The 12958-nt window shown below is 37.1% G+C and carries 11 protein-coding genes and 1 riboswitch; of the genes, 6 read left to right on the top strand and 5 right to left on the bottom strand.

Annotation, left to right across the window (positions count from 1 at the left end; all coding sequences use genetic code 11):
* Positions 1 to 39 precede the first annotated feature (39 nt).
* The 3 genes from IEV35_RS02135 to cls all read right to left on the bottom strand — a co-directional run bounded on the left by IEV35_RS02135 (position 40) and on the right by cls (position 4133).
* Positions 40 to 1461 (bottom strand): alanine/glycine:cation symporter family protein, encoded by a 1422-nt coding sequence (locus IEV35_RS02135; RefSeq protein WP_188383047.1) that lies wholly within the window; start codon positions 1459 to 1461, stop codon positions 40 to 42.
* A 688-nt stretch (positions 1462 to 2149) separates the two neighbouring features.
* Positions 2150 to 2665 carry an acyl-CoA thioesterase gene (locus IEV35_RS02130; protein ID WP_188383046.1) on the bottom strand — a complete coding sequence of 172 codons (516 nt, stop codon included), beginning with the start codon at positions 2663 to 2665 and terminating at the stop codon, positions 2150 to 2152.
* Positions 2666 to 2696: 31 nt separating this feature from the next.
* On the bottom strand, positions 2697 to 4133 hold the full coding sequence (gene cls, locus IEV35_RS02125; RefSeq protein ID WP_188383045.1) for a cardiolipin synthase: 1437 nt from the start codon (positions 4131 to 4133) through the stop codon (positions 2697 to 2699).
* 141 nt (positions 4134 to 4274) lie between these two features.
* Between cls and IEV35_RS02120 the strand changes: the two genes are divergently transcribed.
* Positions 4275 to 4835 (top strand): Rossmann-fold NAD(P)-binding domain-containing protein, encoded by a 561-nt coding sequence (locus IEV35_RS02120; RefSeq protein WP_188383044.1) that lies wholly within the window; start codon positions 4275 to 4277, stop codon positions 4833 to 4835.
* Here IEV35_RS02120 and megL read toward each other — a convergent pair.
* Positions 4807 to 6021: a methionine gamma-lyase gene (gene megL, locus IEV35_RS02115; protein WP_188383043.1), complete on the bottom strand. Its 1215-nt coding sequence runs from the start codon at positions 6019 to 6021 to the stop codon at positions 4807 to 4809. The genes IEV35_RS02120 and megL overlap by 29 nt on opposite strands.
* Before the next feature lie 229 nt (positions 6022 to 6250).
* Here megL and rarD point away from each other — a divergent pair, with 229 nt between their 5' ends.
* The 5 genes from rarD (at position 6251) to IEV35_RS02090 (ending at position 12061) form a co-directional block, all read left to right on the top strand.
* The gene (rarD, locus tag IEV35_RS02110; RefSeq protein WP_188383042.1) at positions 6251 to 7159 is read left to right on the top strand and encodes an EamA family transporter RarD; all 909 of its coding nucleotides are present in this window, start codon (positions 6251 to 6253) and stop codon (positions 7157 to 7159) included.
* Positions 7160 to 7227: 68 nt separating this feature from the next.
* A riboswitch (SAM riboswitch) is annotated at positions 7228 to 7345 on the top strand.
* Between the two features lie 97 nt (positions 7346 to 7442).
* Positions 7443 to 9146, top strand: coding sequence for an O-acetylhomoserine aminocarboxypropyltransferase/cysteine synthase family protein (locus IEV35_RS02105; RefSeq protein WP_188383041.1), 1704 nt, complete (start codon positions 7443 to 7445; stop codon positions 9144 to 9146).
* A gap of 21 nt (positions 9147 to 9167) precedes the next feature.
* Positions 9168 to 10208 (top strand): homoserine O-acetyltransferase MetX, encoded by a 1041-nt coding sequence (gene metX, locus IEV35_RS02100; protein ID WP_188383040.1) that lies wholly within the window; start codon positions 9168 to 9170, stop codon positions 10206 to 10208.
* Positions 10209 to 10519: 311 nt separating this feature from the next.
* Positions 10520 to 11407 (top strand): SGNH/GDSL hydrolase family protein, encoded by an 888-nt coding sequence (locus tag IEV35_RS02095; protein WP_188383039.1) that lies wholly within the window; start codon positions 10520 to 10522, stop codon positions 11405 to 11407.
* Positions 11408 to 11431: 24 nt separating this feature from the next.
* Positions 11432 to 12061: a YpmS family protein gene (locus IEV35_RS02090; RefSeq protein ID WP_188383038.1), complete on the top strand. Its 630-nt coding sequence runs from the start codon at positions 11432 to 11434 to the stop codon at positions 12059 to 12061.
* Positions 12062 to 12162: 101 nt separating this feature from the next.
* Here IEV35_RS02090 and IEV35_RS02085 read toward each other — a convergent pair whose 3' ends face one another.
* A complete protein-coding gene (locus IEV35_RS02085) occupies positions 12163 to 12774 on the bottom strand; it encodes a hypothetical protein (RefSeq protein WP_188383037.1) in 612 nt (203 codons plus the stop codon).
* Positions 12775 to 12958: the final 184 nt, after the last annotated feature.

The raw sequence follows: 12958 nt of genomic DNA, 5'->3' as shown, positions 1-12958 counted from the left end.
AAAAGAGCGTTCACTGCAAATTAGTGAACGCTCTTTTAATTAGTCCTTACCTTTCACTTGACCAGGCTCCCAGAATTCAATACCATCTGTATTTTCTAATATGTTGCGGTCAAATACAGGGTCTTTTCCTGCTTTTCGCTGATCACGGTAATCCTTTAATACAACATGAACAATCTTATATAACTTCGTAATCGCATAAAGGTTAATTAGAGCCATAATCGCCATCGTTAAGTCAGCTAGCGCCCAAACAAAATTAAAGCTTGCCAATGCTCCAAAAGCGACCATTGCTAAAACCGCTATCCGATAAATAAACAACCAGACTGGATTTGTATGAAGATACCCAATATTGCTTTCCCCATAATAGTAATTCCCTAATATGGAACTATAGGCGAAGAGGAATATAGCAATTGCTAGAAAGGCACCTGCCCAGTCTCCAACATGTTGAGAAAATGCTGCTTGTGTTAACTGAATTCCGTCTAAATCACTTCCAGCATAACCACCAGCAGTTATAATAATAAATCCTGTTGCCGAACAGATGAGAAGGGTATCAAAGAAAACTCCAAGCGCTTGGATTAATCCTTGTTTTACAGGATGGGACACTTCCGCTGTAGCTGCAGCATTTGGTGCACTACCCATACCTGCTTCATTGGAAAATAGTCCTCGTTTAATTCCCATCATAATCGCTGCTCCGAATCCACCACCAGCAACTTCTTTTATACCAAATGCATTGGCAAAGATTAACGAAAATAATTCAGGAATGATAGTAAGATTGGTAAGCACAACATATAAGGCTGCTAATAAATAGATGATCGCCATAACCGGTACAATTACTTGCGAAACATTTGCAATCGACTTCAGTCCCCCAAAAATAACTGCAGCAGTCATTACGACTAGAATGATTGCTGTTGCGGTTTTCGTAATTGGAAATTCACCGTCAAAAGCTAGACTAATCGTATTTGACTGTACCGAATTAAACACTAACCCATATGTAAAGGTAATTGTAATAGCAAATACGACTCCGAGCACACGGCTCTTCAGTCCCTTTTCCATATAATATGCTGGTCCACCTCGATACTGATGTTTATCTGGCACTTTATATACTTGTGCAAGTGTACTCTCTACAAATCCGGATGCGGAACCTAATAAAGCTATAACCCACATCCAAAATATAGCACCAGGACCACCAACAGCTATTGCAGATGCGACACCTGCTAAGTTTCCTGTTCCTACACGGGAAGCAGCACTTATCGCAAATGCTTGGAAAGAAGAGGTCCCCTTCTTACCTGAAGCATCAATAGTTCGTTTGTCAAATATGACTCGAAGCATCTCCGGAAAATTAATAAACTGTACAAATCCTGTTCGAATCGTGAAATATAGTCCTAAGCCAATTAATACAATTATAAGGATATAGGACCACAATAAATCATTGGCATGGCCTACGAGATTCTCTATAAATTCCACATTATTTCCCCTTCCAAACTATCTTATTGATTTGAATGCTACTACTTAGCATAACCAATTATAAAAATATCCCTCATGTGAATATGATATTTTAATTGAGGTTTATCTAACAAGAGCAATTTAACCTAGGCTAATCATCACGACTGTTGTTGAATCTTCATGGTCATTTTTTGCTGTGAAGAGACTCCTCACGGCTTAATTTTTATCATATTTGTTCAGTTTCTACCGTGATGGGGACTCTCTCGGCTTTCTTTCTTAATATGTGCTCTAATTTCTTCCGTGACAAGCTCTCTCTCGGCTGTCTTTATTCTTAAATGCTCCATTTTCTTCCGTGACAAGCTCTCTCTCGGCTATCTTTCCTCATATATGCTCCACTTTCTTCCGTGACAAGCGCTCTCTCGGCTTTCTTTCTTCATAAATCCCCAACTTTCTTCCGTGAAAGCACCTCTCTCGGCTATCTTTCTTCATAAATGCCCAACTTTCTTCCGTGACAAGCGCTCTCTTGGCTTTCTTTCTTCATAAATCTCCAACTTTCTTCCGTGACAAGCGCTCTCTCGGCCATCATTCTTTATAAATGCCGGGTTTCTACCAAGAAGAAACTCTACAACCTCCTTAACGAGGTATACTAGCTATTTATCACCCAACAAAAAAAGAAGCACTACATAAATAGGCTTCTTCTCCATAACATTTATTTATTCCAAGGATACGTCGTTCCAAATCGGTTGGCAAAGTCCTTTGAATAGGCTCTGCGTTCCCTACGACGCTCTGCTCTTAATTGTGCACCTTCATGTAGAAACTTCTCTGATTCTGTTTCTGGATATACTTCAGGAACTGGAACGGGACGTAGATTTTCGTCTACCGCTACGAAAGTTAAAAAGGCCGTTGCACATACATTTCTTTCTCCAGTAAGAAGGTCTTCTGTAACAGCTTTAACAAATACTTCCATCGATGTATTATGAGTCCATGTTACAAATGCTTCCACACAAATTGAATTACCTTGTTTGACTGGTTTAATAAAATCAACCGAATCCGTTGAGGCCGTGACGACTGGTTTACGGCAATGTCTAACAGCACTTATTGCGGCAACGTCATCAATATGAGCCATTAGCGTTCCTCCGAATAATGTGCCATGGTAATTCGTATCTGGTGGCAGAACATGAGAAGTTTTTACTGCCAAAGAGCTCGAACATGGTTTCTTTTCCATTCTTAGTTCACTCCATTTATGTTTACAGTAATTATAGTATTGGTGATAACAAGCGGGATACAGATTCTTTAATACGAATGCCAATAGACCGTTTTTCGTAGAGCTTTTTCGTCATCTGTGTCGAATGTTCCACATCAACGTGAAAAGCATCTACAAGTCTTTTTGCCAGTGTGCGATCATATAAAAATGCGTTCACTTCAAAATTCAATCGAAAACTTCTAACATCAATATTCGCTGTTCCAACCGAGGCAATTTTCCCATCCACAACAATTGTCTTGGAATGTAAAAAACCATTTTGGTATATATACACTTCTGCCCCAGCTTCCAGCATATCCCCTGAATAAGATAGGGTTGCCCAATAGACAAAAGGATGGTCTGGCTTATTTGGTATCATTATCTTTACATCTACACCAGAAAGTGCCGCAATTCGAATAGCGTCTCGTAAGCTTTCATCTGGTATAAAATAAGGTGTTTGAATGTATACATATTCTTTTGCGGACAGGATCATTTTTATGTAGCCGTTCTTAATTTGTTCCCAATCGGAATCTGGGCCACTGGAAACAATTTGCACACCAACTTTACCTGCTGGTATAGAGGAATAGTATCTATCATCATAGACAATATCTTTCTTAGAGGCTTGATTCCAATCCAAAATAAAACGAGTTTGCATACTTTGTACTGCTGCTCCCCGAACACGTAAATGCGTATCTCGCCAATAGCCGAACTTTTTACTCTTCCCTAGATATTCATCCCCAATATTAAAACCACCAATATAGCCGATTTGCCCATCAATAATGGCAAGTTTACGGTGGTTACGATAATTTATCTTAAAATTAATTTTTGGAATAATAGAAGGGAAAAAAGCTTCTAATTGTACTCCAGCTTTTTTAAGCTTCCGAAGATATTTTGGCCTTAAGTACCTTGTACCGAGTGCATCGTACAATACTCTTACCTCGAGCCCTTCGGATGCCTTTCGTATTAACATGTTCGAAATTTGCTGGCCTAATTCATCATGTCTAATAATGTAATAAAGTAGATGAATATGATCCTTTGCCTTCTCCATATCCAGGAGCAACGACTTAAACTTTTCCTTTCCGTCAACAAAAAGATCCACATCATTATCTTGGGTAAAAATCGCATCATCATTTCGTAAATGTAAATAATATAAGTCTTGATACTCCTCTAAATCATTAAATTCAAACTCATTATTTTCAATGGCTCTAAGTTGTGATTGAACGATCTTTTTAACCCCTAATTTTGCCTTGGCATCCCAAGTAAACAGTCTCTTCCCACTAAGCCTTCTTCCAAAAATTAAATATAAGAAGAAACCTGCAATTGGGATAAATAATAGTACCATAAGCCATGCCCATGTTGCCGATGCATCCTTACGCTCTAAGAATACAATAGAGAACCCAAGGGCAATGTTAAAAATAATAAATGCTACTAACAAGTAGGGCATGATGTCCATTTGATATCCCCTTTATCCGATTCATAGAAAATCAAATTTTACAGAAACTAGTAGAAATTAGTCAATTCCGTATACTATAGCATACGTTGATTACACAATATCTAATCCTATTAAATACTATAACAGAAGGGAGTTAAAATCGTGAGTAATAAATCTCTATTTGCTTTTGTGTTTGGTGGAATTGGCATGTTAGATGGAGTTTGTCATTGGCTTACGGAAGAAGGCTATGATGTGTATGTCGTCACTAAACATCAGCACCTTTTTGATCAAATGAAGAAAAATAGTGAATATCCGGAAAAACTCTTTTCATTAGCCGTTGATTATCATGATGATCAAACTTTACAAGAAAAAGTAAGGGAAGCTATTAAGCAACATGGATGTTGCCCAGACTTAATTATTAGTTACATGCATAATTCTGCGCCAAATGCCCTTCCAATGATTTTAAAGGAGGTAAGCACTCGAACAGACCCATGGAAATTAATTCACATTCAAGGCAGCTCTTCATTCTTTGTAAAAGAAAACACGACTGTACCCAAACCATGTGAATACAGACGTGTATATTTAGGATTTGTAGATGAAAATGATTCCCCTAGGTGGCTTACAAATGAAGAAGTCGCAAATGGAATTATAAAAGTGATTAAACGCGACTTTAAAGAAACTATTATCGGGACTCTTAAGCCTTGGAGTAAGCGTCTAAGCTAACTGTAATTTTATTTAATGCTTGCTCCAAGTCTTGCCAAATGTCCTGCCATGCTTCTAATCCAACAGATAGGCGAATTAACTGGTCGGTAATCCCCATATCCCGTTGTGAATCTCCAGGAACGACTGCATGTGTCATCGTTGCTGGATGCTCAATTAATGTTTCCGCATCACCAAGGGAAACAGCTATTTTTAAGAAGGAGAGATTATTTAGAAACTGCTGTGCATCCTGTTTTGTTCCTTTTATTTCAAATGAGATTACGCCTCCACCACGACGCATTTGTTTCTTCATAATGTGATAGTCTGGATGTGTATTATCTCCAGGATAATAGACTGCTTCCACATTAGGATGGGATTTTAGTCGTTTAAAAATCTCTTCTGCGTTATCACAATGACGGTCCACACGAACTGGTAATGTTTTTAAACCTCTTAGTAATAGCCAGGCATCAAATGGAGACATAACACCACCGATATCTTTTAATGTTGTCATCGCAACTTCATCTAGAAATTCTTTTTTCCCAACGACTAGCCCTGCTATTACGTCCCCATGGCCACCAATGTACTTTGTCGCACTATGGAGAACAACATCACAGCCTAATTCTAACGGATTTTGTAAATATGGCGATGCAAATGTATTATCCACTACTACTGGAATGTCATATTCCTTGGCAACTCGAGCGACCATCTCCAAGTCTATGAGCTTCATCGTCGGATTAATCGGAGTTTCCACATAAATACAAGTCGTTTCTGGTTTAATTTGTGAGCGAATTTCCTCCTCTGTTTCCATGGTGGAAAAACTATGAGAGATATTATATTTTTCCTTCATCATCGATAAAAGTCCGAATGTACAGCCATACAGTCCTACAGAACAAAGCACATGATCATTCGCCTTCGTTAAAGCAATTAACACCGCAGACACAGCAGCCATACCAGAACCAAAAGCAAGTCCACGTTCTCCATTCTCGAGTGCTGCAATTCTTTCTTCTAGAACTTTTACGGTCGGATTTCCAAGTCTTGAATAAATATAGCCTTCTTCTTCTCCAGCAAAACGCCTTTCCCCTTGTTCTGCTGTATCAAACGTATAGGTTGAGGTTTGAAACAATGGTGTAGTCAGGCTACCTAACATTTCCTTTGAGTCATAGCCTTCATGAATTACGGATGTTTCCATATGTTTATACGATCTTGCCATTTATTTCTCCTCCTCTAAAATATCCTTCTATAATTATCATATTCTATTACCCACAATTATGAAAGCGTTTTCTCTATTTATATATGGAAACTTTTTTATTGCCTTTTGCTCGGAATAGTTTTAGAATGGTTTTTATTTATATTGCGATTACTCCAAGTGTTCTAAGGACATTATTAGAGAGATTGTGTTAATAAGAAGAATTTCAAATTTAAACTAAAGAAGGGATTTTATGGAAAAGACAGTAGACCGTATTGGCGTTGTTTATGCCGTTTTTGCTTATGTAGTTTGGGGATTTCTACCAATCTATTGGAAACTCCTTGATCATGTACCAGCTGGTCAAATTTTAGCTCATCGAATCATTTGGTCATTTGCATTCATGATTTTGATTTTGTTGATTGTTCGTAAGTGGAATGGTTTCATTCGTGAATGTAAAGCTATTTTGCAAGATAAAAAGAAGTGGATGAGCATCACATTGGCTTCCCTCGTCATTAGTTTAAACTGGTTAACATACATATGGGCAGTAAATAGTGAACATATTCTTGAAGCAAGTCTCGGCTACTATATTAATCCATTAGTTAGCATACTACTGGCGATTATTGTTCTAAAAGAGAAATTAACGAAAAGCCAAACCGTTTCCGTACTTTTAGCCGGTCTTGGCGTTCTATACTTAACAATCTCTTATGGCGTATTTCCATGGGTTTCTATCATCTTAGCTGTCACTTTTGCTTTGTATGGATTATTTAAAAAGGTTGTAGACATTCCTGCTATGTATGGCTTAACGATTGAAACATTAATTGTTACACCGATCGCATTACTTTATCTACTTTTTCTACCAACTAATACATTTACCTTTCAGGAAATCTCAAGTAACCAATTATTGCTCATTGGTTCTGGCATAATGACTGCTGTTCCCTTACTACTTTTTGCTAGTGGGGCGAGGAGAATTCCTCTAGCAATGGTCGGATTTTTACAGTATATCGCACCAACATTTATGCTGCTAATTGGGATATTTGTATATGGAGAAACGTTCACAAAAGAACATCTTATCGCTTTTAGTATGATCTGGTTAGCACTTGTTATCTATCTTAGCTCTGTATATCGATTCCCGATACGTAAAATGAAAAATGTCGACAATTAATAAACAATTATAGTTGACATTTATTTTTTTAATCGATAGTATAGTATTCAAATTTAAAATTTTCAAATCTCTTATCAAGAGCGGTGGAGGGAATAGGCCCTATGAAGCCCGGCAACCTGAGGTGAAAGTGATACTTTCCTTAAAAGGTGCTAAATCCTACAGGTCATATGATCTGGAAGATAAGAGGAGGAACGGTTTTCGTACCTACACCCTCTTCTTAGGAAGAGGGTTTTTTGTTTCCCCTCTTCCTCCAGATAAAAACTATCATAAGGAGGAATTTATCATGACCAATTATAATTTCAAAAAACCAGAAACAACATTACTCCATGGGGGACAGTCCCCAGATCCTGCAACTGGCTCTAGAGCAGTTCCGATCTATCAAACTACTTCCTATGTTTTTAAAGACACCGAACATGCACAAAATTTATTCGGCTTAAAAGAATCCGGAAATATTTACACAAGAATTATGAATCCTACTGTAGATGCGTTTGAAGAGCGAGTTGCATTACTTGAAGATGGAGTTGCTGCTGTTGCCACTTCATCAGGCATGGCTGCTATTACATTAGCAATCTTAAACATTGCGAGTGCTGGAGATGAAATTATTGCTGATAGCAATCTCTATGGAGGAACGTATAATTTATTTGCCAAAACGTTACCGAAGTATGGCATTAACGTGAAGTTTGTAGATGGAACTAGTTTATCAGAAATTGAGAATGCAATTACTGATCGGACGAAAGCAGTTTTTGGAGAAATCATTACAAACCCTAGCTTAAATGTTTTTGATGTTGAAAATGTTGCTCGTATTTGTCATCAAAACGGAATACCACTAATTATCGATAATACATTCGGGACACCATACCTTTCTAAACCTTTAACATGGGGAGCAGATATTGTCGTTCATTCCGCTACAAAATGGATTGGTGGTCATGGTACGTCCATTGGTGGAGTTGTTGTCGATGGTGGCCGTTTCCAATGGAATAAAGAACGCTTCCCTGAATTTAATGAACCCGATGAAAGCTATCATGGACTTCGCTATGTTGATGTAGGACCGAGTGCATTTGCAACAAAACTACGAGTCCAATTATTACGAGATATTGGTGCTTGCCTAAGTCCAAATAATGCCTTTTTATTACTGCAAGGATTAGAAACATTACATCTTCGAATCGAAAGGCACACTGAGAACGCTAACCTTGTAGCTAATTATTTAAATGAACATCCAGCAGTAGAATGGGTTAATTATCCTGGGCTTCCAACACATCCATCACACGCGTTAGCTAAAAAATATTTAAGTGGGAAGTTTGGCTCGATTATTACATTTGGAATTAAAGGTGGGCGAGAAGCTGGAAGTGCAGTCATTGATGCTACACAGCTATTCTCTCATGTAGCAAATGTAGGGGATGCCAAATCATTAATTATTCATCCCGCTTCAACAACCCACCAACAATTAAGTGCGGATGATTTAAAGAAGAGTGGCGTATCTGAAGAGCTAATTCGACTGTCCATCGGTATCGAATCCATTAATGATATTATTCAAGACTTGGAGCAAGCAATCCATAAAGCAACAACTTTAAAATCCACAAACGGAGAATCGGATGAGAAATTTGTTCCATGGTTACTTCACTCTTCCTTTGACCGAAATAATGGAGCACCACGTAAAAAAGTAATTGCAACATTAGGGCAGACTGAACAAAGTGCATTTAAACAAACATTAGAGCGATTAAACCAGTTTGGCTATGAAGTTACCGATTTAAGTAGTGCAACGGAGGTCGATCTTGTTCTTGTACATGAAGATACACTACCGCCAACGGTCATTGAAGATTTAATTAATAAACAAGTGAAAGCCCTTTGGGTGGAAAACGCCAATCTAAATGATCCAATAATTAGTCATCTAAAAGCTACAGGTATTACAGTGGTAGCTGGCCGTTCTATTATTGATGAGTGGCTAGCATTACGGGGCATAGCAAAACAAGCAATTTCGATTGGGTAAATGTTTGAAGGAATGGTTCATATGTCTAGAAATTATATAACAGAGGTAAATGATATTAACATTGGTCCACTCCAACTGGAATCTGGCGCAACCATTCCCTCTGTTTCCTTACGGTATGAACGTGTTGGACCTGTTGGTGCGCCAGTCGTTTTAATTTGCCACGCATTAACAGGAAATCATGTAACAATCGGAAATAACGAAGAACCAGGATGGTGGAGTGGGCTAATTGGACATCGTTTAGCCATCGATACAACTAAATATCAAGTGATTACTTTTAATGTATTAGGTGGTTGTAATGGTTCAACTGGGCCACTTTCCATTAATCCTAATAACAATCGCCCATATGGCAAAAACTTCCCCAATATTACAATTCGTGATATTGTGCATGCACAATATCTCGCATTAAAAAGATTACAAGTTGATGAAGTTTTTGCAGTCGTTGGGGGGTCATTAGGTGGTATGCAAGTGTTAGAATGGGGACTCCTATACTCTAATATAGTAAATCGTCTCATTGCACTAGCAGTTACCCCAACACTTTCCGATTATGGTATTGCATACAATTATATTTCTGAACAATCGATTATATCTGATCCTGCCTGGAATAATGGAGATTATAACTCACCATCTGAAATTAGAGGTCTAGAAATTGCAAGAATGATTGGCATGGTTACGTATCGAAGTGCAGAACTTTTTCATGAGAGATTCGGTCGCGCAGAATCTAGTGATGGATTTTCTGTTACTTCCTATTTAAAGTATCAAGGTGAAAAACTAGCAAGTCGATTCGACCCCAATAGTTATCTAACATTACTTCAAGCAATGAATTCCCATGATATAGGAAGAGACCGTGGTGGTTGGAAAGAAGCTTGTAAGAAATATACTTGTCCTATCTTGGCAATTAGTTATGAATATGATCTTATTTATGACCCAAATTCAATCGCGGAATTCGCAAGCCACACTCCAAACGCCACCTATCATCACGTCTCAACTAAATTCGGCCACGACGGCTTTCTCACCGAATTTGAAAAATGGAGTTGGATGGTCCAACAGTTTTTGGAGAGTTGAAGGTCAGGCTACTACAAAGAATTTGCTTCCTCGCTGCCTTGCACCGAGGAAGCTTTTTCGTTTTTTCTCAAGGAGTCTTCGTATATTCCCAGAGCTGATAAAGCGTATTGTTCGTCCTCTAAATCTAACTTTTATTATTGCAAACCTCTTCTTTCCCCATAATTCAACCAAAATTGCCGATTTTCTATCATAAATTCACAATTCCACTTTTAAAACCTACTGAAAATGGATATATATAATAAAATGAGTAGATTTCTTTTTTTGCATTTCATACATTAAAGTAAGGTCAAACAACTATTAGGTGTGTTCATATGAATAAAAAGACTGTCATCTTAAGTATTGCACTTATTTGTCTTGTTTTTATCGGAGTTACCTTAAATTACAATGCACAAACAGAAACGAATCCTGCTTCACCTCCAGAGAATCACGATACTTCCATGGAAGACCCAGTAGGAACTATTGAAGAAAAAGATTCGAATGATACAAATAATAAAGACACTAAAACACCAGTAGAAGAACTCTCCGAAGAATTTTCTAAAATGATTCAAAATACGATTGCATTCTTTTCAAATAAAGATAAGCATATCGTCGCTATAGGCGACTCCTTAACACAAGGAGTAGGAGATAGCACGAATCAAGGTGGATATGTTGGACTTATCGATAAGCATTTAAATGCAGAAGAAAAAGTCGTAACAATTGATAATTTCGGTAAGCGCGGAAACCGCACCGAGCAATTATTAGAACGTCTAAATGAATCCAATATACAAGATTCGATAAAAAAAGCAGACATTATTCTTATTACAATTGGTGCCAATGATATTATGCAAGTCGTTAAAGAAAACTTTATGGAAATAACTTATACGATTTTTTCCGAAGAAAGAGTGCATTATGAGGAGAGATTGAAACAAATTTTCGCAAAGATAGATACGATTAATCCAGATGCAACAATCTATCTTATTGGGTTTTACAATCCTTTTCAAAAGTATTTCGAACATATTAAAGAGTTGGATATGATTGCAGATGATTGGAATAGCACAAGTCAACAAGTAGCCGAAAAGGCAGGTGCCACCTTTATCCCTACAAAAGATTTATTCACCGACGAATCTGTTAATCTGTTTGCAGAAGATCACTTCCATCCGAATGAATTTGGTTACCAACGTATTGCTGAACGAATATTAAATTATTTAGTCGTAGAATGAAAGAATCGAGGGTGAAAAATTCCAATGAAAAGAAGTAATAGAAATAAAAACAAATGGAAAAGGTCCTTTTTCACCTTACTAATATTAAATATTATCATTGTAATTATCATTACATCACTTATCTTTTGGCCTGTTGATCGCCCTAACATGTCTATTGGAGAACACCAAGTAACTCAAGATAGTTCAGAATTCGTTATTCGAACGACGAAAAAAAATCTCAATGAATTAATTAATGCCTATATGTATGAATACTTAAAAGACTCGAATCACCAGTACAGGGTTTCATTAGAAGAGGATGTTCATATAGTTGGGGATATTCCTGTGTTCTCAACGACCGTCCCACTATCCATTCGATTAGAGCCCATTGTCCAAGAAAATGGAGATGTCGTCTTAAAGCAAAAGTCCATTTCTCTTGGACTTATGGAATTACCAAATAAAAAGATTATGGAATACATGAACAAATATCTACCGGTACCGAAGTGGGTTACAATTAATCCAGACGATGAGGAGATTTACGTAGCTGTTACGAAGATGGATATAAAGAGCAACTTTCAAGTTAGTGTTGAAAATATGGATTTAGAAGGGAATAATCTTGCATTTAAAATAAAGGTCCCTTATGAAACATTAGGAATTGAAACTTTTTTAAGGAAGTAGTTAAATAGGGATCTGTTTCCTGAAAAACACAAATAACTAGCTTACTTGTTTTCTTCAGGAGTCAGACCCCTTGTCTATATGTCACTATGGTGCTATTCTTATTATCTTGCAACAAAACTCTTAACCTTGTTCGATACAATATGAAAAAATGATTTCTTAGGCAACTCTAGTGCCTCTTCGCTTAGTTGATGAACCGGATAGTCTCCTAATCTACCTTGATAGATTAGTTGTAACTCAGAATGAGCCCTAATATCAGCTGGTGTAACAAAGTGAATTGGCTTCGAAAACTTAAATGTTTCGGTATCCCGCATGACTGTTGCAACGAATTGCGAGCAGAAAAATGCATTCTTTCTACGAATCTCAATTTTTAATGCTATTCCTATTAAACCAATAAAATTATACTTATAGTCAGACGCTCGATTTTCTATTTCCTTAATATGATGACGAACCTTTATATACTCATCTTCCGTTATATGAAATGCATAAATAGCACACTGTGAATTTTTAAGAAAATCTCCTCTAATATCCTCTTGAACAAAGCCCCCACTAAAAGGATTTTTAGGATTAATTCGACCGAAGCTATATACCTCTTTTAATTCATAATCAAATCCGATTGACACATGATTTAGAGGTGCATTTGTATATAAATTAATCATTCTAGAAAGATAAGTCCCTGTATCTGTAAAGATAAAGTATATAGTCCTTTCTCTCATGTTTTCCCCTCCACTCAGGACTAACCTTAAGCATTTTTTCTAATATTAGTAATAATAAAAACGAATATAACAAAACTTTACCGAAAAAACGATAATTACACAAGACATTATTGAAAATATTTATATAAAGTTAACGTAAATCATTGTAAAACCAACGATTTACATTGACTTCACCCCTTAAATC

The sequence above is a fragment of the Ornithinibacillus halotolerans genome (assembly GCF_014637405.1).
Lineage (GTDB): Bacteria > Bacillota > Bacilli > Bacillales > Amphibacillaceae > Ornithinibacillus > Ornithinibacillus halotolerans.
Note: the sequence above shows the minus strand (reverse complement) of the source record. Positions and strands in the feature narration are given on the sequence as shown.

Excerpts from the sequence above, each read along its gene's own strand:
- IEV35_RS02130 (WP_188383046.1), bottom strand. The coding sequence starts at position 2,665 with ATGGAAAAGAAACCATGTTCGAGCTCTTTGGCAGTAAAAACTTCTCAT.
- cls (WP_188383045.1), bottom strand. The coding sequence starts at position 4,133 with ATGGACATCATGCCCTACTTGTTAGTAGCATTTATTATTTTTAACATT.
- megL (WP_188383043.1), bottom strand. The coding sequence starts at position 6,021 with ATGGCAAGATCGTATAAACATATGGAAACATCCGTAATTCATGAAGGC.
- rarD (WP_188383042.1), top strand. The coding sequence starts at position 6,251 with ATGGAAAAGACAGTAGACCGTATTGGCGTTGTTTATGCCGTTTTTGCT.
- IEV35_RS02105 (WP_188383041.1), top strand. The coding sequence starts at position 7,443 with ATGACCAATTATAATTTCAAAAAACCAGAAACAACATTACTCCATGGG.
- metX (WP_188383040.1), top strand. The coding sequence starts at position 9,168 with ATGTCTAGAAATTATATAACAGAGGTAAATGATATTAACATTGGTCCA.
- IEV35_RS02095 (WP_188383039.1), top strand. The coding sequence starts at position 10,520 with ATGAATAAAAAGACTGTCATCTTAAGTATTGCACTTATTTGTCTTGTT.
- IEV35_RS02090 (WP_188383038.1), top strand. The coding sequence starts at position 11,432 with ATGAAAAGAAGTAATAGAAATAAAAACAAATGGAAAAGGTCCTTTTTC.
- IEV35_RS02085 (WP_188383037.1), bottom strand. The coding sequence starts at position 12,774 with ATGAGAGAAAGGACTATATACTTTATCTTTACAGATACAGGGACTTAT.